The sequence below is a fragment of the Acidobacteriota bacterium genome, from assembly GCA_040754075.1.
Taxonomy (GTDB): Bacteria; Acidobacteriota; Blastocatellia; order UBA7656; family UBA7656; genus JBFMDH01.
Window position 1 is genome coordinate 1 of record JBFMDH010000043.1, and the last position, 20,266, is coordinate 20,266.

Here is a 20,266-nt window from a genome sequence, read left to right on the forward strand (position 1 = left end):
AGTCCTTGAGGAGTTGGTCAATCAGGTCAATATTAATAGAAGAAGATTCTTTAGTCATAGTCCCTCCAATCGTAGAATAAAAACTCTACGGGTCTATGACCGTTTACACAAAATTTTTTACACCCTCGCGCGTTCACTTGCCTATGTCATTTATTCGGAGAACCGCCTTCTCAAAGGTTGGGACTCTTAATCAAAATTGCAATCAGCTGGATGGTAAGGAAAATTCCTGATTCTCTGCACATGGCTGCGGTTGAGTTGGTTATCGTGCTTACGAGAGTTAATGCTGGCGACTTTTTATTTTTTCATCAGGCTCATTATTGAGCTACCTTGGTTTCGTATTTCTCCTAATATCCTGAGTCCCCCTGCTTGGCGGCAAAGGACGATAAGGGAAAGCGCATCGTCAGCGAAGGCAGAGTAACCCGAGTGTTTGAGAATGGCACGGAATATGGTTTCTTATTAAATGTTCCGGCTGATGCAAAGGCGCTTGATTTGAATTTCGCCCTGCATAAAAGTCGTTGTGTGGAGTTTGTTGTAAAGCCTTTCAAACCATCGGTCAACTAACCCACTATGTAAAGTGACTTGATGTCTGTACAGTGGATTGACACACAACGCAATCGTTTATCCTCTCATCGCCTGCTTGCCGGTCTGATCCCGCATCATAAAAATGTCAATGCGCTTTATACCTCTCGCGTTACCCACGTCAAGATAAGGATAGATTTCTGAAACCGAACAGGGTAAAAAAAACTTTCCCGGATTTTATTGCGCTATGGCGAGTAACTTTGTCGGAAGCTTCATCGAATGGTTGAAGGTTTTGTTCAGAAAGCGCCGGACGGAATCAATTTTTATCGGAATTCGATTTTACAGTGACCGATTAAAATGCCTCTGAGAATTTACATAAGCGTTTTAATTGCAATTTATAGTCTTACGCCAACGCCAAGAGCCAATAGACAACTGTGAGGAGCAAAGTAAAAAATTTCCCCGATATTGCATCGCTCCAAACGCAGTTTCCGTCTATCCTAATGACATTCAAATTCAGTAGCGCAGTGAATCTCCATTCGCCGAACCCGATACTAAAATTACCTGATAAGGAGAAAATTACAGTGGAAAACCATTGCTTGCCCACCAACTTTGCAAACGGTAGCTCTGCTCAAAATAGTCACCCGCTCAGCAAAAAGCATCAAGCGATTGAACATTTATCCGCGCCGATGATTTATCCGCCAGGGGTTTTCTTGTTGCATCAAGGTTGGAAGCCTCAGATGGTTCATTTCATCGAAGACGGTTTGGTCAAACTGGTTTATACGAATGAAGAAGGTGCAGAGATGATTGTGGGGTTGCGCTCAACCGGTAGCGTGTTAGGGGTTGCTGCGGCTATCCAAAACCAGCCGGTTCCTCTTGCTGCCGTCACCTTGCAGCCTTCGCAAATCAGAAGCCTTCCCGCTCACACCTTAGTGAAGTTGTTACAGACTGACCTTGAGTTCGCTTTTCAGATTCAGCAATCGGAAAGCACGGAATATTACTCCTTGGTCAGTCGCTTTGCGCAGCAGAAATTTGGCGAAGCAAAACAGCAATTGGAAAACCTGCTGTGGCAGATTATTTCGATCATGGGATTGGACGCCTCGCAAAACGATCTGAAACTACAACTGCCATTAAAATATTATGAATTAGCGCGGTTGATTGATATTGAGCCTTCTTATGTCTGCAAATTAATAAAAGATTTGGAGCGAGAAGGAATTGTGAAACGGAAAAACGGTTGGCTGATTCTTACTAATCCGCAAAAGCTCCAGCGCTTAAATAATTTTTCAACGTTTTGGATTTAACGACAATCATACACCGCACAACAGAACTGCTTAGGTCAACTTTCCGCTTTGCGGTCGGTGGCGCGGCGCGTCTGTTTGCGGCGTTCGCCGGTGCGGGTCGAAAGCACCCCTTTTTCGGTGGCGCGTTCGGCGTCGCGGCGGTCTTTGCCTTTGCGACGCGGTTTGTCTTTGCGGCGGTCTTTGCCGTTGGTGGCGGCGAATTTATTTGTGCTCATGAGCGATGTGGGTTGAAGCAAGTGAGTCGGAATAGACAAACAGAGTGACGAACAATCATTTTTATACAGCAATCATCATTCATCACTCTGTAACATTCAGGTTAAGCTTGTGAGGCTGAGGATTCACCGTCGCCGCCAGCCGGTTCCGGTGCGGTGTCATTTGCAGGTGCCACTTCGGCGATGGATTCAGTGGTCGCGTTGATGGTTTCGGGAGTCGGTGCGCCGGGTAGCTGTTCTATATCGGTATCGCCATCGGTATCGCCGTCAGTGAAAAATTCCTTGAGTTCTTTGCCGGGTTTGAAATACGGAACCCGCTTTGCCGGAACATCAACCGGCGCGCCGGTTTTCGGATTGCGCCCGCGACGTGGTCCGCGTTCGCGTGTACGAAAACTGCCAAACCCCCGCAACTCAACTTTGTCGCCTCGGTGTAATGCGCTGATTATCGAAGAAAAAACGGTTTCGACAATCACTTCAGCATCGCGCTTGTTCAACTCCGAAGCGCGCGCTACTTCTTCAACTAATTCTGCTTTGGTCATTGTTTTCATATCGTTTTCACCCGCCCGTTGCAATCAAGTCACCCTTGGCGCTTGATTATTTTTCTGGTGTTTTGCTTGAGTTCTACTTTAGAAATCTTTTTGAACTGCTCAAGTATCTACAGCAAAAGGCTTAAAATCAAGTAGGAATCTACATTTCAGCGAATCGAAAACGGGGATAAGTTTGACACTCCTTCTTGGCGACCTCTACAATTTTTTTTCGCCAGGAAAAAAAAGATTTTCTGATTAGTGAATGAATTTATGACCCTATCAAAACCACAATTGCAATCCTTTTTAACTCGCGGCGTGCAAAAACACCGGCTCGCAAACGGGTTGACTGTCATCACCAAAGAGCAACACGATAAACCCATCGTCGCGTCAATCATCTGGTATCGCGTCGGTTCGCGTAACGAAGAACTCGGACAAACCGGCAAATCGCATTTCCTCGAACACATGCTTTTTAAAGGCACAGACCGATTCGGCAAAGGGCAGATTGATCTGCTGACGCTGCAAAACGGTGGCGCGAACAATGCCTTCACCTGGCTCGATTTTACCGCTTACTATTTCACCTTCGCCTCAGACCGCTGGGCAATCGCTCTGGAAATCGAAGCCAATCGCATGCGCAACACCACCTTTGCACAGGAAGAGTTTGCATCCGAAAAACAGGTCGTCGAAGAAGAATTGCGCATCGGGCTGGATGGTCCCTGGGAAGTTCTGGAAAACGAAGTCTGGGCGACCGCCTTTCGTCAACACCCTTATCACTGGCCCACCGTCGGCTGGCTCGATGACCTGGAAGCGGCTACCGCAGCCGATATGAAGGCTTACTATGATAAATGGTATCATCCGCATAATGCGACGCTGGTACTGGTCGGCGATTTCAACACCGATGAAATCATGCCGCGAGTTGAAGAGTTATTCGGCACCATCCCGGCAGGTACGGAAGTCAAACCCCTGCACATCGCCGAACCCGCGCAAAAAGGTGAAAAGCGCGTCCTGGTTAAAAAAGAGACGCCGGTTGAACGCTTGCTCATCGGCTTTCATGCGCCGGCGGTCGGCGATGACGACGCCTATGTGATGCACATCCTTGATACGCTGTTATCAACTGGAAAAACCTCGCGATTTTATAAACGACTGGTTGAACACGACCAGTCCGTGGCATCCATCAGCGCCAGCTTTCACGACCACATTGACCCCTCACTCTTCTATATTCAGGCGGAACTCAAACCGGGCTTTAAACTCGAAGATGTCGAGCGCGCCATCTATGAAGAGCTTGAGCGATTAAAAAACGAACCGCTCGATGATGCCGAGTTGGTAAAAGCCAAACGTCAGATTGAAGCCGATTTGGTACTCAGCAATGAACAGCCTTTGCAACAGGCGATTTTGCTCGGGCAATATGAAACCATCGCATTTTCCGAACGCATTCCCGAAAGTTCACGCGGATTCAACTATCTCGATTCGATGATTGAAAAGACCGCCGCCGTGACCCTTGCAGATGTGGCGCGGGTCGCCAAGAAATATTTTACCCGGGATAATCGCACTGTCGGTTATTTGATTAACGAAGATGCAGGAGGCGCAACCAATGACTAATCGAACAGTTGAACCGCAAATTGAAGTCGAGCGCGTTGAACTGGCGAACGGTTTAACCCTGTTGCTTTCGGAAAATCATTCGACACCCTCGGTCGCTTTTTACGCAGTGGTTTTAACCGGCGCGCGTTTTGAACCGGATGAACAGGCGGGACTTGCCTCGCTTGTCGGCGAACTCATTGACGAAGGCACGACCACACGCAGTTCACAACAAATCGCTGAAGCGATGGAATCCGTAGGGGCGCGTTTTAGAAGCTATGGCAATTATCAAACCAGTGGCGTACAGGCGGCTTTGCTTGCCAAAGATTTGCCGCTGGTACTGGAAATCGCCGCCGACGTGTTGATGAATGCGAGCTTTCCCGAAGACCAGTTTCAATTGCATGTTTCGCGCCGGCTGGCGCAAATCAAAAGCCGTTTGGATGTGCCGCGCACACAGGCTTCCGATGTGTTCAACGAAATCGTTTTCGCAGGTCACCCGCAACATAAACCGGCAATCGGTTATGAAGCGACCATCAAAAATATCAAGCGCGAAGATTTAATCGCTTTTTATCGCCGCCATTTTGTGCCCAATAACACGACGCTTGCCATCGTCGGCGATTTTGATAAAGCCCAGGTGCGTGAACAAATCGAACGCTTGTTTGGCAAGTGGGAACGCGATGCCAATTTCGCGCGACCCGTGGTGCCGACGCTTACGAGACAACCTGAGCCGAAAGATAAATTTGTTCAGGCGCCAAAAGAGCAGGTCAATATTTTCATTGGTCATCTCGGCGTTGACCGCAAAAACCCCGATTTTTACGCGCTTCTGGTGATGGATACGATTCTCGGTTCAAGCCCCGGCTTTACCTCGCGCATTCCGCGCATTTTGCGCGATGAACAGGGGCTTGCCTACACCACGTTTGCCAACATGACCTCGAGCGCGGGGCTTGATGCGGGGCGTTTCATCGCTTACATCGGCACCTCGCCCGCTAATCTCAAACAGGCGTTGCAGGGGCTTCGCACAGAGGTGCGACGCATGACGACCGAACCGGTGACCGAAAGTGAAATCGAATCGGCGAAGGCCTATTTGACCGGCAATTTTGTTTTTGATTTTCAAACCAACGCCCAGGTCGCGGAGTTTTTAATTGAAGCCGGGTTGTATGACCTGGGTTTCGATTATTTGAAAACCTACCCTGAAAAGATTCGCGCCGTGACCATTGATGAAGTCAGCCGCGTTGCGAAAAAATATCTTGCGCCTGACGCTTTGACGACCGTGGTTGTCGGCCCGGTTGATGAGTTGGGCAATTTATTGGTGTGAAGCGTACCGGGAAAAATTGTTCCCGATAGCGAGCGAAATGCGATTTTCCGCTATTTATATTTTCTGTTTCGTCTTTGCAGTTTTTGGCGCAATAGCCGGAGCGGGTTCAGTCTCCGGCGCGTCTCATCTCGAAGAGCCTGTTTCCGTTGAACCCTGGCAGGAAGCCGACGCCCTGTTTAAAACAGATTCGCGCTGGCTCGGCGGTGATGATGCCTATTCTGTCGATTTAGGCAAAGGGCGCGTGCTCTGGCTGTTTGCCGATAGTTTCATTGCCAGGGATAATTCCGGTTTGCGGCGCAACGCCAGGCTCATCCGCAACAGCGTAGCCATTCAGCAAGGATATAACCCAGCCTCTGCCTCCATAAAATTTTACTGGAATAAAGAGAATCAAAACCCGCAGTCATTTTTTGCGGACTCCGCGACTTCATGGTATTGGCCCGGACAGGGCATCAAACTGGGCAATCGTTTATTGATTTTTTTAATGAAGGTTCGTCAAACCGGCAGCGGTCTGGGATTCGCGCTGGTTGGTTGGGATGCGCTGATGGTTGATAACCCCGATGCGTCACCTGACAGATGGAAAATGCGACGGCTTGAGGTTGCCGAAAACCCCTTCAAGGTCATCATTGGCTCGGCAGGGGTCTTACAAAATGGAGCGTATCTTTATACCTTGAGCGCGCGTGAGGCTCCCGACCACAAGGTTTATTTGATTCGCTGGTCACTTGCTCAGGCAAAGCGGGGACAACTCTCTGACCCGCAATGGTGGACAGGCGGGCTCACCGGTTGGGTGCGGCAATCAAGGCTCAAGCAAGAACCGGAAGCGGTCTTTTCGGATGGGCAAACCGAGTTCACCGTACACTTTGAACCGCGATTGAAAAAATTTCTGCAAATTCAGACCATCGGTTTTGGGGCAAGCGAGTTAGCCTTGCGTTTAGCGGATAAATTAACCGGGCAATGGTCGGCTTTAAATAAATTCTACAGACCCGAAGAAACGCGGCGCGCCGATGCCTTGATTTATGCGGGCAAAGCCCATCCCGAATTATCCGGAGCCGATTTGGTTTTAACTTATGTGGTCAACAGCAAAGATTTTGGCACGCTGGTGAATGATCAAAATTTATATTATCCGAAATTTTTGAAGTGTCGAATAAATGGCCCAGCAAACCGAATGTAAATGATGAGGAGTTTCAGTGAGACAATATTTTTCTTTTCATAAATGGTTGGCGATTGTCGCTATCCTTTCAATTACCGCGACCGCGCAAAGCGTAAAAATGCCGTTGCCGCCAACCGAGGCGACCAACAGCATCACCGCCATCGAACTCAAAAAACATTTGAGTTTTATCGCGTCGGACGAACTCGGCGGGCGTTACACGTTCAGTCAAGGCAATCGCCTTGCGGCGCGTTACCTTGCCGCGCATCTGGCTTCGTATGGCTATCAAGGCGCAGGAAAGAACGGGTCTTTTCTGCAACCTGTGCCACTCGGTTATCGCAAAGTCGAAGAAGACAAAACCGCGATGACCTTTGAAGCCGCAGGCGCAAAAAAGGTTTTGAAATACGGCGATGATTTTCTTTCCGATAATCCTGAAAATGCCGACATCAAAGGCGAACTGGTGTTTGTCGGCTACGGTATTTCATCGCCTGACCATAAACATGATGATTACGCGGGAATCGATGCCAAAGGCAAAATCATCGTCGCGGTGACCGGCGCGCCGAAATCAATTAATCCATCGTTGCTCAACGAAGATGAAGTCGGCGAACGATCTGCCATCAAACACGGCGCAATCGGCGCGATTTTAATGCCGCCGTCCGAACAACTTGCGATGTGGGGTTATTTGAAAAGTATTGCGGCAAGCGAACAACTGGGCATTGTAGAGAAATCGAAAAAGCCGTTTCCGAAAGTCTATGCGGGAATCAATCTGGTGAAAACCATTGCGGCGATGCTTGGCGTTGAGCATTCCCTTTTGCTTGACCCAAAGAGCCGCGATGTTAAGCCCGCCAAACTGCAAGCCGCTGTTGAACTCAAAATGAACGTGACCATTAAAGACGCGCCGCCCGCGCAAAACGTGGTTGCAACGCTTGAAGGCACGGACGCCAAACTCAAAGATGAGTATGTTGTCATCAGCGCGCACCTCGACCATCTGGAAACCGTAGAAGAGGGCAAAGTGTTTAACGGCGCGGATGATGACGGGTCAGGAATCGTGTCGGTTCTTGAAATCGCCCAGGCGCTTGCCGAGGCGCGACCTAAACGGTCGATTCTCGTGGTCTTTCACACCGGCGAAGAGTTGGGGCTTTTCGGTTCCGAATACCTTGCCGATTATGAACCGGTGATTCCGCTGAGTAAACTGGTCACGAATTTGAATATCGATATGGTCGGTCGCAGCCGTCGCGCAGGTGACACGGATGCGCGCAATAAAGAACTCACCGATAAAAATTCCATCTACATCATTGGCGCGGATAAACTTTCGACCGAGCTGCATAAATTGAATGAGCAGACCAACGCCGATACGGTACGCCTGCGTTTTGATTATCTGTACAACGATGAAAATCATCCGCAACGGTTTTACTACCGCTCAGACCACTACAACTACGCCAAGCACGGCATTCCGATTATCTTTTTCTTCACAGGCGTACACGAGGATTACCATCAACTCACGGATGATGTCGAAAAGATTGATTTCGAGAAGATGGAACGCATCGGTCGCATGATTTTCGCGCTCGCCTGGCGGGTTGCCAATCTCGACCACCGTCTGGTTGTTGATAAACGCGGCGCGACTGGCGTATCGGCACAGTAAGTTAAAACAATCGCGGTACAAGATAACTCTATAATCAGTATCGTCCGGGTGAGCGGGCGGTACTGACTTTCATCAAACCTTCTGCAACACAAATCCGACAGTTGATTAAATTTTGCTGCATTCCATCTTCACTATTTCTTCGCTAAATCCTTGCAATTGTGAATCGCGCTGACTGGCATCACGGTTGCTCTTAGGATAGATAAAGATTTCATCCTAAGGGGGAGCCAAATGAAAATACAACTGATTTCTTCATTGATGGTTTTTCTGCTGTTCTTCGTCAACGTGCAAAGCCTGCTTGCGGCAAATCGTCAGGCAGAAGACGAAGTAAAAGCGCGGGCTTCACAGGCGCTCGCGAAAGATCGCGAAGTGAGTGTGAAACTGAAATCCTCAGTTCAATACAAAGGCAAAGTGGTTGAAGTTTTGCAGGATACCTTCACCTTGCAAACTTCGGGGGCGGGACTTACGCACACCATCAATTACGCAGATGTCGCGTCAATCAAAGTGCAAAGCGGGTTTGCCAGCGGCTTGGGAAAATTCGGCAAAGGATTAGCCTTTCTGTTCGGGACAAAAACCGGATTGGTTTTAATTAGCGCATCTTTAACGGTGGCGCGAATTATCTATGTGAACAACCAGTACAAACGGCACAAAAACATCGGTCTGACGCGGGTAGAGTGACAGGAGGAGTTATGAAAAAGCTAATTTTTATGGTGATGTTTTTTACTCTGGCGTCAACCGCAGGTTTGGCGCAAACCAAAGAGCGACAGGCTTGGGGATATTTGTTTGCAGGCGCGGGCGGCAGTTCAGATGGAGTTGCGCTCTGGCAGGTGGGCGGCGGCGGCGACGGTTTGATGCACAAAGGGCTTGGTATCGGCGGCGAACTTTCTGTGATCGCGGCAGGTGATGGCGGCAGCGGTGGCGTCGGCGTTGCCTCAGTGAATTTGTCTGGACATTTCAATCGCGCTAACAAAGCTCAGCCTTTCATCACCGGCGGCGCGACGGTGGCTTTTTCTATCGGCGCGGCGGGCGGCGGCAATGTGGGCGGCGGCGTGCAGTATTGGTTCAAAGACCGCGTCGGACTGAGAATCGAAGCCCGCGATTATATCTTTTCCAGTGACCGCTATAATCTGTTTTTAGTGCGCGTCGGCATTAGTTTTCGATAAATGTCGTCAAGCAAACTTCGCGGGCAATGAATGATTACAGCGCGAAGTTTGCCTGATAGGTAGCATTATTCCTTGCGTAGTTTTTCTGAAACCTCGGCAATGCGCTCGACGGCTTTTTGAATATTTTCCAGTGAATTCGCATACGAGAGTCGCAAATAACCTTCGCTGCCAAACGGCGCGCCTTCGGTGACCACGACATAGGCATCGGTGAGCAGCAAGTCTGCAAGCTCAGCCGAAGTTTTCACCCTGCCGCCAAGCAATCCTTTCACCTTCGGGAACGCATAAAACGCGCCTTCGGGCATCAGGCACTCGATGCCTTCGATTTTATTCAAGGCGGGAATCAAATAGTCGCGGCGGCGTTGATATTCGGCAAGCATCGCGCGCATGGATTCCTGTTGTCCGAGCGCCGCTTCAATCGCGGCTTTCTGAGCCATCGATGCGGCATTCGAGGTTGAATGACTTTGAATTTTCAACATCGCGTGAATCCACGCCTCGTTGCCGAAGTTATAACCGACGCGCCAGCCGGTCATGGCATAGGATTTCGAGAATGAACCGCTAATCAATACGCGGTCGCGTAACTCTTTCGGCAAGGTTCCGGCGGTGAACGGCGCGGCGGGCGGATAAGCGAAATAGAGATAGCATTCGTCGCTGATGACCCAGAGGTCATGTTCGGCTGCGACTTCGATGATTTTGCGAAACTCGGCAGGTGGAATGACGCGCCCGCTCGGATTGCTCGGCGAATTGATGATGAGCAGTTTTGATTTCGGGGTAATCGCTTCGCGCACCATATCAGCGGTCAACACGAAATCATTCATTTCGGTTTCAATGGCGACGGGATTGGCGCGCAAAAATTTGACGATTTCCGGGTAAGTGACCCAGTAAGGCACGGGAATCAACACCTCATCCCCGGCATTGACGACCGCCGCCATCGCATTAAAGATGCCCTGTTTGCCGCCGATGGTGATGATGGTTTCCGAAGGTTTGTACGTGACATCGAAATCGCGCTGCATCATTTCGATGACTGCGGTTTTCAGCGGCGCGATGCCGCCGGTCGAGGTATAGCGGGTGAAATTTTCTTCGATGGCGCGAATCGCAGCGGCTTTGACATTTTCAGGCGTCGGAAAATCGGGTTCGCCCGCGCCGAGGTCAACAATATCGACGCCTTCGGCGCGCAATCGCTCGGCTGTAGCTAAAACTTTGGCGGTCGAAGAGACTTCGACATTTGAGACATAATGGGACTCTTGAAACGTGGCTTTACTCATAATGCAGGATTCAGGATTCAGGATTCAGGATTCAGGATTTATGTTAAACACCGATGTACTAAATCCTGAATCCTGAATCCTGAATCCTATTTACCCCCTCCTAACTTTTCTTTCATTTTGTGTTCGATTAATTCAGGGACCAATCCGGTGACGGAGCCGCCGAGTATAAAGACCTCTTTGATGAGTCTGGAACTGATGTAGGAATATTCTTCGCTCGCCATGAGGAAAACGGTTTCGATGGTTGGCTCAAGGCGACGGTTCATCAAAGCCATCTGCAATTCATATTCGTAATCGGAGATGGCGCGAATACCACGCACAATCGCCTGCGCGTTTTTCTTCACGCCATAATGCACCAATAACCCTTCAAACGTATCCACGCGAACATTCGGATACGCGGCAATTGCGGCTGCAATCATCTCGATGCGTTCATCAACCGAAAACAACGGTTGCTTTTGCATATTCAAAAGAATGGCGACAATGACTTCGTCAAAAAGTTTTGCCGAACGTTCAATAATGTCCAGATGCCCGTTCGTCAGCGGGTCAAATGAACCGGGATAGATTGCGACACGCGCCACGAGTTACTCTCCTGAAAAACCATCGCATGGAAAATTTGGGAAAAGCGATACTAGCATATGGGCGGGAGGGTTGTCAGTCGGCGGCGAAAATAGAAATAAAAAATGAGCCGTCAGCACAGGCTTCCCGATTCCGACGGCTCGTTGAGTAGAATGAAAAATGAATTAACCTGCCCAGGCTTTGGTTTGTAACGCGGGATTTTTCATGCGCTCGATACATAACTCTAAACTCTCGCGCATCACATTGGCGCTTTCCGCCTGAAAGCGCCGACCGTGACCGGGCAACACCCACTCGAATTCATAACCGCGCAATTTTTCCATCGAGTTGACCTGCTCATCCCAGTTGTACCAGCAAACTCTCGGCGAGGCATACAGCGAATGATAATTTGGCGACCACCAGACATGGTCTCCGGCAAACAGATAGCGGTTGCCATAGAGCAAAACCATATGACCGCGCGTATGACCTGGCGTGGGAATCATCAACAAATCATCATCGAGCGACAGGGCATCTCTTCCGGTGACGATGCGTTCGACATTTTCCGTTGACCGTCCGATGTCGTTGGCGTGCATGACGCGCTCGGCTTGAAAATGCGCCGTCCATTTATCGTGGTCGGCAACATCATCGCGATGCGTCAAAAACATAAAGCGCACGCCGCCCATCGCTTCAATGCGTTTTACCAGCGGGCGGGCAAAACGCGGCGAGTCAATCAAGATATTGCCGCTCTCGCGTTTGATGAAATAGCTCGACGCGCCGTAAGAATATTCCGAAGCGAAGCCGCAGAAATAAACATCGGCTTCGACCAGTTCGGGAAAAGCGGCGACCGCGGCTTTGGCATTGTGACGGGCGGTGTCACCAATCGAAGAGGTCGGGCAGGTGATTAAAGCTTTCAGAGCGGCAAACTGATTTTCTGCGTTTGTGGGTTGGGCGTAGACTGCCGATTGTTCGCCGATGCGTTTAAAGGTGTCGGGGGCGATTTGTCGGCAAAGGTCGCAATCGATGCAGCTTTTATCGACAAAAAAATCGCCGCCGGTGTTTTCCGGTCTGCGTAAATTGGTGAGTGCCATGTGAAAACCTCTGGTTAAGTTTATAGCGAACAATTGCCCGCCAGGCAACGTATCGGTTTTGGTCATCGTTTAAATCAGACTTTTTAATGAACCGCTTATTGACCGCATCTTGGTAAGCAGTTATAAACAATTTGAATGGCTGCCACATCTTTGCCAAAAACCGCGACCCCAGCAAATTACGCCAAAGTAAAAGTGCGTGGTACAGCGGGCTTTTTTGAATACCTGAGCATTGCCATCGATTCGCTCAGAGGCAATAAATTACGTTCCTTCCTTACCTTGCTCGGCATCATCATCGGCATCACTTTCATCATTACGGTGATTACGATTATCGAAGGGCTTGACCGTTACTGGAAAGACAAAGTTTCCAATCTTGGACCCAATACCTTTGTCATCAGTCAATTTGCGATTACCACGAACCCTGATGAGTATTTCAAAATGCTCAAGCGCAATCCTGAAATTCGCAGTCTGGAAGCCGATGGACTCAGAAAGTTATGCACGGCATGCGAAGCCGTCGGCGTTGAAACTCACAAACAGGTGATGATTAAAGCGGGCGGGCAGACCCTTGAAAATGTTGACCTCGGCGGCATCACGCCAAACATCATGGACATCGAGGGTCATCAAACCGGAGAAGGGCGTAACCTGCTGGATTGGGAAGACGACCATGCGCGGTTTGCAACCTACATCGGTTGGGAGATTGCCGACAGGTTGTTTCCAACCGTTGACCCGATTGGCAAAGAGATTCAAATCGAAGACCACTGGTATACGGTTGTCGGGGTTGGCGAAAAAAAGGGCACAGTGTTTGGCGTATCGCGTGACAACTATGTGAAGATTCCGCTTTCGACCTTTCAAAAAATTTACGGCTCACGACGCAGCGTCAATATTTCTGTGAAAGCCAGAGAAGGTCAGTTACATGAAGCCCAAGACCAGGCGCGGCAGATTATGCGCAATCAGCATCGCTTGAATTACAAAGAGGAAGATGATTTCGGAGTGATCACCTCCGAAGGCATGAACCAACTGTTTGATAATCTGACGCGGGTGATTTTTTCGGTGATGCTGTTTGTCGTCGGGATTTCTTTAGTGGTCGGCGGCATTGTGGTGATGAACATCATGCTGGTTTCGGTGGTCGAACGCACCAAAGAGATTGGTATACGCAAAGCCATCGGCGCGCGTCAGCAGGACGTGGTCAATCAATTTATGATTGAGTCTATCGTGTTGTGCAGTGTGGGCGGCGCAATCGGGGTTGCCATCGCCTATTTGTTTTCCTGGCTGATTGGCAATTTTACGCCCTTGCCCGCAGTCTTTCCGATGTGGGCACCATTTTTGGCAATCGGTCTTTCGACGGTGATTGGCATCTTTTTCGGCATCTATCCGGCACGTCGCGCTGGAAGCCTCGACCCGATTGAAGCGCTGCGCGCCGAGTGAAGGCAAAAGGCAAAGTGCAAAAAGCAAAACCAGCTGAATGTTTTTGAAAAAGGTTAAAGCCGATGCCACAAATTAGAGATTTAGATGAATGATTACTCGAATACGCCGCGCGGATTGTAAAACTTGTCGAGGCTTTGCCAAACACCATTGCGGGAAAAAGAATTGGTGATCAGTTGCTTCGCAGCGGGACTTCTGCCGGAGCAAATTATGAAGAGGCGCAGGGCGCAGAATCAAAAAATGATTTTGTACACAAACTTCAGATTGCACTTAAAGAATTGCGTGAATCAAATTATTGGTTACGGTTGCTTACGAGAACGGAGATTATGCCACGCGAGCGACTGACCAGTATTGTTGAAGAATCAACCGAATTGAAAGCAATACTTTCAAAATCTGTTGCAACAGCGAAAGGGAAAGCCCAATTAAAGGAATAATTTTAAATGGTTATGACAAACGTAACTAAAATTTTTGCCTTTTGATTTTTGCCTTTTGCCTTTTGCTTTTCTTGCTATGAATCTTACAGGCATCAAAGAAAATACCAGGTTGGCGATGGACACGCTCGCAGCGCATAAGTTTCGCGCCGCGCTCACCATCCTGGGAGTGTTCATCGGCGTGCTGGTCATCGTTGAAATGGCAGCGGTGTTGAACGGATTTCGTCAGACCATCGTTGACCAGATGGAAGGCTTTGGCACGCGCAATGTTTATTTGTGGCGTTATCCGTTCATTCAAGCCGGCGAGTTGCCTGTCGAAATTAAAAATCGTAAACCGCTGACCTATGAAGACTGCAAGGTGCTCGGCGACTTGCCTGCGGTTGAATATGTCGCGCCGGGTTTGATGTATCCCATCATGATTCCCGGACAACCGCCGCCGCTGCCGCCGGAAATTAAGTATCGTGATAAATCCATGATTCGTCCGCAATTTATCGGCGGCTTTCCGATTGGCGAAATCCTGATGAATATCAAACTGGCGCAGGGGCGTTATTTTACCGATGTGGAAAATGAGCATCGCGCCTATGTGTGTGTCATCGGCTTTAATGTGACAGAAGCCCTTTTCCCGAATGAAGACCCGATAGGGAAAACCGTACTCTGCATGGGACAACAATTCACGGTGGTCGGGGCGATGGCGAAATTCAAAGCCGGGCCGTTTGGCAGTGAAAATCAGGATGATAACGATTTCATCATTCCCTATTGGACAATGCGGAAAATGATTCCCACGCAAGATGACCACTTTATCATTGCGCGCATGCGCGAAGGACAAATGGAAGAAGGGTTGCGCCAAATCGAAGAGGCGTTGCGCATCAAACGCGGCGTGCCGCTTACCGCAAATAACGATTTTGAAATGATGACCTCGGATAGTTTTATTAAAACCTTCGATCAAATCATCGGCGGGGTCTTCCTGGTAACCATGGTGATTTCCGGCATTGCGTTTCTGGTCGGCGGCATCGGGGTGATGAATATCATGCTGGTTGCGGTCACCGAGCGCACCCGCGAGATTGGCATACGCAAAGCGGTGGGCGCGAAAAAAGGCGATATTATTTTGCAATTTCTCACCGAAGCCATCACCCTGACGCTTGCGGGAGGACTCGCGGGCTTAGGTATCGGCTGGTTGATTGCCACAGGGATTACCGCGATGGCACCGGATTTGGCGATGGTTATTCCGTGGTGGGCAGCGGTGATTGGTTTTTGCGGTTCGATATTCGTCGGCGTGGTCTTCGGCATTTTGCCTGCGATGAAAGCCGCCAACCTCGACCCCATCGCGGCGCTGCGTTACGAATAAAATCGTTTTAACTCGCGGTTAGAGATTTCTGTTGCTGTTGGTTTTTACGAAGTTCTGCGACCAGGTTTGAAGCATGCAATAAACTCTCAAAGGTTCCGGCGTCTGTCCACCAACCGTCAATCACATCCCAACTGATGTCGCCTGCTTCAATGTAAGCGTTGTTGACATCGGTGATTTCCAGTTCGCCGCGCCCGCTTGGCACCAAAGTTTTAATAATGTCGAAGACGCGATTGTCATACATATACACGCCGATGATGGCAAAAGGCGATTTCGGCTCCGAAGGTTTTTCTTCAATACGCACAATTTTATCGCCATCAAAAACCGGCACGCCGAAACGTTGCGGGTCGTGAACTTCGCTGAGCAGAATTTTTGCGCCGCTGCCTTGATGACGGAATTTTTTGACATACGAAGCGATGCTCTTTTCCAAGATGTTATCGCCAAGCACGACACAAATCGGTTGCCCGTCGGCGAACTCTTCGGCAAGCGACAGGGCATCGGCAATGCCGCCTTCGCCTTCCTGATAGGCATAGTTGAGATGGCGCAAACCAAACTCCGCGCCATTGCGAAGCAACTTCAAAAAATCCCCGGCGCTATTGCCGCCCGTCACAACTAGAATTTCATTGATGCCCGCATCAACCAAGGTTTGAATTGGATAATAAACCATCGGCTGATCATAAATCGGCAGAAGGTGTTTATTGGTGATACGGGTCAAGGGTAGTAATCTGCTGCCGAGTCCGCCAGCAAGAACAATGCCTTTCATTCATAAACCTCTCAATTTAAATTGAAAAAGTGAACAGGTGACAGGTTACAGGGAACAGGATTCAGATGACAAGGCATCACGAAGACTTAAAAATTTTTCAGGCAAGATGTGTTTGCCAGTAAGATTGTCTGTCCCTGTAACCTGTCACCTCTCCTGTGATAGACTCGGCGCATTCTAAATAACTTTCAGGGGGGAAAACGTGGAAGGCTTGTTACAGGGAAAGACTGCAATTATTACCGGAGCCGGTCGCGGCATCGGTCGGGCGACGGCAGAACTCTTTGTGCGGCACGGGGCGCGCGTGGTCATCAGTGATATTGATCAATCGCCGCTTGATGACACGGTTAATGATATTTTGAATGCGGGCGGTGAAGCCACAGGCGTACAGGGTGACGTAACCGACAAAGCCTTTGCCGGTAAAATTGTCGGTGCCGCGATTGAAAATTTCGGTGGCATTGACATTATCGTCAATAACGCGGGCTATACCTGGGACGGCGTGATTCACAAAATGAGCGATGAGCAATGGGATGCGATTATCGCAGTGCATTTGACTGCGCCATTTCGCATCATTCGCGCCGCTGCGGATTTTTTGCGCGAAACCGCTAAACGTGAAAAAGCTGAACGCGGCGCGGCGCAGGCGCGCAAAATCGTCAACATCAGTTCGACTTCGGGCACACGCGGCAACCCCGGACAGGCGAATTATGCTTCGGGCAAAGCCGGTGTCATCGGGCTTACGAAAACGCTTGCCAGAGAGTGGGGACAATTCAATATTCAAGTGAATGCCGTCGCTTTCGGACGCATTGATACGCGACTCACGCAAGCCAAAGAGAAAGAGGAAAAGATCGTTCGTGAAGGGGTGGAAATCGCTATCGGTATTCCCGAAGACCGCTTGAAAATGACGACGCCGATGATTCCGATGGGACGCGGCGGCACGCCGGAAGAAGCCGCAGGCGCAATCTTCTATTTCGCTTCACCGTTTTCAAATTATGTTTCCGGTCAGGTGTTGGAAGTCGCCGGCGGACTTTAGATTTCCGGTAAGGAGTGAACAGCGTTGTCACCGCTAAATTCTCAGATGCCAGTCAAAACTGCGAACGAACTCTGTTTTAAAGATGCGGTTGATTTGGCGCGGCTGATTCGGCAAAAAGAGATTTCCGCCGTTGAATTGATGACCGCGTTTATTGAGCAAATCAATCGCCTCAACCCGCAGGTTAATGCCATCTGCACCTTCATCGGCGAAGAAGCCGCGATGCGTCTGGCTAAAGACGCCGATGCGCGCCTGGCAAAAGGTGAAGACCTGGGCGCGCTGCATGGTTTACCCGTAGCCGTTAAAGATTTGGTGGCAACCGCAGGCATTCGCACGACGCAAGGCTCGCCGATTTACAAAGATTTTGTGCCAACTGAGGACGCTTTGATGGTCGAGCGGATGAAAGCGGCGGGCGCGCTGATTATCGGCAAAACCAACACGCCTGAATTCGGCGCAGGCTCGCACACCTTCAATCCGATTTTTGGCGCAACCCGCAATCCCTATGATTTGACTAAAAGTGCTGGTGGCAGCAGCGGTGGCGCAGCAGCGGCGCTGGTTTGCGGAATGTTGCCGCTTGCGGATGGTAGCGACCTCGGCGGTTCGCTCCGCAACCCTGCGGCATTCTGTAATGTCGTGGGCTTTCGCGTGTCCCCTGGACGTGTGCCTGTTTATCCGTCAGAAAATATCTGGAACAGTCTATCGGTGCTCGGGCCAATGGCGCGAACGGTAGCGGATGTCGCCTTGTTGCTTTCGGTTCAAGCCGGACCCGATGTGCGCGTGCCGATTTCGCTCAGTGAGCCGGGATGGATTTTCAGGCGACCGCTCGAACGCGATTTCAAAGATGTTCACATTGCCTGGAGCCGCAATCTTGGGCAGTATCCGGTGCAACCGGCAATCAACGAAGTCTGCGACCAGGCGCGTCCGGTGTTTACTGCGCTTGGTTGTCAACTCGAAGATAGCGAACCGGATTTTCGTGACGCCGACGAAATTTTTCAGACCTTGCGCGCCTGGTCAATGGCTCAGGCGCGCGGCGAAGATTTAAAACATCACCGCGAGTTGATGAAAGACACCGTCATCTGGAACACCGAAAAAGGTTTGCGGTTGACCGGGTTGGAGGTTTCGCGCGCCGAGATGAAGCGCACCGAGCTTTATCATCGCCTTTGCGCGTTTCTGGAATGCTTTGAATTTCTGATCTTGCCGGTGACCCAGGTCGCGCCATTTCCTGTGGAATGGGATTGGGTCAGGGAAATCAACGGTGTGAAGATGGAGACTTACATTGATTGGATGGCGAGTTGTTATGCCATCACCTTGACCGGTTTACCGGCGATTTCCGTGCCCTGCGGGTTCACTAAAGAAGGACTGCCGGTCGGGTTGCAAATCGTCGGGCGTCTGCGACAGGATTTCGCCGTGTTGCAGTTAGCACATGCTTTTGAACAAATGACCCAATATGGAAAAATTCGTCCGGCAGTTGCGATATAAAATAATGAAGGCTGCAAACAAGCAGCCTTCAGGTAGTTTCATAGTAGTGAAGCACGGCTTCATCAGAGAGCGCCTGACCAGCCTCTGCGCCTGGTTGATTTACACTCTCATTCCGGCTGAAATGTTAATCACCTCACCGGTGATATTGCGACCGGCGGCTGAAGCTAAAAACAATGCCATCTCGGCAATATCTTCGTTTTCAACCATGCGTTTAAGCGCCGTTTGCCCCGTGTATTCGCGTTCGACCTCTTCAAAAGATTTGCCAATCGCTTCGGCGCGTTTTTGAATGACCGCGTCGATACGCGGGCCGCGAACCGGACCCGGCGCGATGGCATTTGCCGTGATGCCATAGGGGCCGGCTTCAAGCGCAATGGTTTTCGATAGACCGATCATCGCCCATTTGGAAGCGCAATAGGGACTGCGATAGGCATACCCGCCAAGCCCGCCAACCGAAGTGATGTTAATCACTGTGCCGCTTCGGCGTTCAATCATATTCGGTAAAGCGTATTTGGCGCAGAGCATCGCGCCGGTCAAATTAATCGCTAAAGTCCTATCCCACTCGTCGCGTGAAACATCAACCACCGCCGCCGTCGGCCCGGCAATGCCGGAATTATTGACGAGAATATCGAGCTTGCCGAATTCCTTGACGGTCGTTTCCACCATCTGTTTAACCAAGGCTTCGTCTGCGATGTCAGCCGGGTAAGCAATAGCTTGACCGCCGCTTTCATTGATTTCTTTGGCGACACTTTCGATGGCAGTTTGGTCGGTGCCATTGACGACAACTTTCGCGCCCTCGCTGGCAAAAAGCCGCGCGATGGCGCGACCGATGCCTTTGCCGCCGCCGGTTATCAGTGCTACCTGAGCTTGCAATTTCATGCGATTCTCCTCGATGTGATTGATCTGCGGCGGACATCATAGCTGATTCAAGCACAGCAAAACAAAAGAACCATGTATCAAACAGTGCAGTTCGTGGCTCAAATTGTTAGGTGAGGGTCAATCGGCGACTTGCAAAATTCCGCCGGGAAACTTTTCGGGAATAGATATTGCCTTCTTGGGGATTTGAAAAGTAGTGAGCTTGGAGTTCTTTGAAACGGTGATGATAAATAAACGCTAAAACCTGCCCCGTTGAGGTGACAGATTCTGCAAGCTGATTCCTTGAACGGGTGACAAATAATGTAAAAAAAGAACCTTTTGGCAAAAGAAAATCGTAGGAGAAAACAGCAGAAAAAATTAAATTTGCGAGGTTGTTTGACAATTTAAAATTCCCGTAAAGGTGACTAAAAGGTTGTTGTCAGTAAGTTTGTCACAAGCATTTATAAGTTATGAAGTTGTCAAAAGGTTGTAAGGAAAACGTGGAATACAAAGGCGGCATCAAATTTGCGTCGCTCTTTGAGCAGAGCAAACGGGCAAGTAGAGGCTAGAAGCGTTTGCTGAGGGATATTGCAAGACCTTCTTGCGTTAATGAATGAGAAGGAGACAATTGCAAGCGTGACGTTTTGAAAGGCGACAACTAAAGAGCGCCA

General features: G+C 49.8%; 20 protein-coding genes and 1 pseudogene. 13 read left to right on the forward strand and 8 right to left on the reverse strand.

Annotation, left to right across the window (positions count from 1 at the left end; translation table 11 throughout):
• Nucleotides 1-366 precede the first annotated feature (366 nt).
• Together AB1757_28550 and AB1757_28555 are read left to right on the forward strand one after the other, a co-directional pair.
• Nucleotides 367-561, forward strand: a complete 195-nt coding sequence (locus AB1757_28550; protein ID MEW6131015.1) for a hypothetical protein — start codon at nt 367-369, stop codon at nt 559-561.
• 458 nt (nt 562-1,019) lie between these two features.
• Nucleotides 1,020-1,817, forward strand: a complete 798-nt coding sequence (locus AB1757_28555) for a Crp/Fnr family transcriptional regulator (protein MEW6131016.1) — start codon at nt 1,020-1,022, stop codon at nt 1,815-1,817.
• Nucleotides 1,818-1,852: 35 nt separating this feature from the next.
• Here the strand turns inward: AB1757_28555 and AB1757_28560 are convergent, their stop codons facing one another.
• Entirely contained in the window at nt 1,853-2,032 is a 180-nt protein-coding gene (locus AB1757_28560; protein MEW6131017.1) for a hypothetical protein, read from the reverse strand.
• 101 nt (nt 2,033-2,133) lie between these two features.
• Nucleotides 2,134-2,577: an HU family DNA-binding protein gene (locus AB1757_28565; GenBank protein ID MEW6131018.1), complete on the reverse strand. Its 444-nt coding sequence runs from the start codon at nt 2,575-2,577 to the stop codon at nt 2,134-2,136.
• 249 nt (nt 2,578-2,826) lie between these two features.
• On the opposite strand from AB1757_28565, the gene AB1757_28570 reads away from it, so the two are divergent.
• The 6 genes from AB1757_28570 (at nt 2,827) to AB1757_28595 (ending at nt 9,389) form a co-directional block, all read left to right on the forward strand.
• Complete coding sequence (locus AB1757_28570) at nt 2,827-4,152, forward strand: pitrilysin family protein (protein MEW6131019.1); 1,326 nt, start codon at nt 2,827-2,829, stop codon at nt 4,150-4,152.
• A complete protein-coding gene (locus tag AB1757_28575) occupies nt 4,145-5,443 on the forward strand; it encodes a pitrilysin family protein (GenBank protein ID MEW6131020.1) in 1,299 nt (432 codons plus the stop codon). The genes AB1757_28570 and AB1757_28575 overlap by 8 nt, the downstream gene beginning before the upstream one ends.
• A 37-nt stretch (nt 5,444-5,480) precedes the next feature.
• On the forward strand, nt 5,481-6,611 hold the full coding sequence (locus tag AB1757_28580) for a DUF4185 domain-containing protein (GenBank protein MEW6131021.1): 1,131 nt from the start codon (nt 5,481-5,483) through the stop codon (nt 6,609-6,611).
• 16 nt (nt 6,612-6,627) lie between these two features.
• Nucleotides 6,628-8,229: a M28 family peptidase gene (locus tag AB1757_28585; protein ID MEW6131022.1), complete on the forward strand. Its 1,602-nt coding sequence runs from the start codon at nt 6,628-6,630 to the stop codon at nt 8,227-8,229.
• Between the two features lie 228 nt (nt 8,230-8,457).
• Nucleotides 8,458-8,904 carry a hypothetical protein gene (locus tag AB1757_28590; GenBank protein MEW6131023.1) on the forward strand — a complete coding sequence of 149 codons (447 nt, stop codon included), beginning with the start codon at nt 8,458-8,460 and terminating at the stop codon, nt 8,902-8,904.
• A gap of 11 nt (nt 8,905-8,915) precedes the next feature.
• Nucleotides 8,916-9,389 (forward strand): hypothetical protein, encoded by a 474-nt coding sequence (locus tag AB1757_28595; protein MEW6131024.1) that lies wholly within the window; start codon nt 8,916-8,918, stop codon nt 9,387-9,389.
• Between the two features lie 65 nt (nt 9,390-9,454).
• Here the strand turns inward: AB1757_28595 and AB1757_28600 are convergent, their stop codons facing one another.
• The 3 genes from AB1757_28600 to AB1757_28610 form a co-directional block, all read right to left on the reverse strand.
• Nucleotides 9,455-10,651 carry a pyridoxal phosphate-dependent aminotransferase gene (locus AB1757_28600; protein MEW6131025.1) on the reverse strand — a complete coding sequence of 399 codons (1,197 nt, stop codon included), beginning with the start codon at nt 10,649-10,651 and terminating at the stop codon, nt 9,455-9,457.
• Between the two features lie 86 nt (nt 10,652-10,737).
• Complete coding sequence (gene coaD, locus AB1757_28605; protein MEW6131026.1) at nt 10,738-11,226, reverse strand: pantetheine-phosphate adenylyltransferase; 489 nt, start codon at nt 11,224-11,226, stop codon at nt 10,738-10,740.
• A gap of 162 nt (nt 11,227-11,388) precedes the next feature.
• Complete coding sequence (locus AB1757_28610; GenBank protein ID MEW6131027.1) at nt 11,389-12,288, reverse strand: MBL fold metallo-hydrolase; 900 nt, start codon at nt 12,286-12,288, stop codon at nt 11,389-11,391.
• A 135-nt stretch (nt 12,289-12,423) separates the two neighbouring features.
• Here AB1757_28610 and AB1757_28615 point away from each other — a divergent pair, with 135 nt between their 5' ends.
• The 3 genes and pseudogenes from AB1757_28615 (at nt 12,424) to AB1757_28625 (ending at nt 15,483) form a co-directional block, all read left to right on the forward strand.
• The gene (locus AB1757_28615; GenBank protein ID MEW6131028.1) at nt 12,424-13,710 is read left to right on the forward strand and encodes an ABC transporter permease; all 1,287 of its coding nucleotides are present in this window, start codon (nt 12,424-12,426) and stop codon (nt 13,708-13,710) included.
• Between the two features lie 110 nt (nt 13,711-13,820).
• Nucleotides 13,821-14,141, forward strand: a pseudogene (locus AB1757_28620) (four helix bundle protein).
• A gap of 76 nt (nt 14,142-14,217) precedes the next feature.
• The gene (locus AB1757_28625) at nt 14,218-15,483 is read left to right on the forward strand and encodes an ABC transporter permease (protein MEW6131029.1); all 1,266 of its coding nucleotides are present in this window, start codon (nt 14,218-14,220) and stop codon (nt 15,481-15,483) included.
• Between the two features lie 7 nt (nt 15,484-15,490).
• On the opposite strand, the gene AB1757_28630 is transcribed toward AB1757_28625, so the two are convergent.
• The gene (locus AB1757_28630) at nt 15,491-16,243 is read right to left on the reverse strand and encodes a sugar phosphate nucleotidyltransferase (GenBank protein MEW6131030.1); all 753 of its coding nucleotides are present in this window, start codon (nt 16,241-16,243) and stop codon (nt 15,491-15,493) included.
• 199 nt (nt 16,244-16,442) lie between these two features.
• On the opposite strand from AB1757_28630, the gene AB1757_28635 reads away from it, so the two are divergent.
• A complete protein-coding gene (locus tag AB1757_28635) occupies nt 16,443-17,267 on the forward strand; it encodes an SDR family oxidoreductase (GenBank protein ID MEW6131031.1) in 825 nt (274 codons plus the stop codon).
• Between the two features lie 45 nt (nt 17,268-17,312).
• Nucleotides 17,313-18,743, forward strand: a complete 1,431-nt coding sequence (locus tag AB1757_28640; GenBank protein ID MEW6131032.1) for an amidase — start codon at nt 17,313-17,315, stop codon at nt 18,741-18,743.
• Between the two features lie 99 nt (nt 18,744-18,842).
• Here the strand turns inward: AB1757_28640 and AB1757_28645 are convergent, their stop codons facing one another.
• On the reverse strand, nt 18,843-19,619 hold the full coding sequence (locus AB1757_28645; GenBank protein ID MEW6131033.1) for an SDR family NAD(P)-dependent oxidoreductase: 777 nt from the start codon (nt 19,617-19,619) through the stop codon (nt 18,843-18,845).
• Between the two features lie 106 nt (nt 19,620-19,725).
• Entirely contained in the window at nt 19,726-19,998 is a 273-nt protein-coding gene (locus AB1757_28650; protein ID MEW6131034.1) for a hypothetical protein, read from the reverse strand.
• Nucleotides 19,999-20,266: the final 268 nt, after the last annotated feature.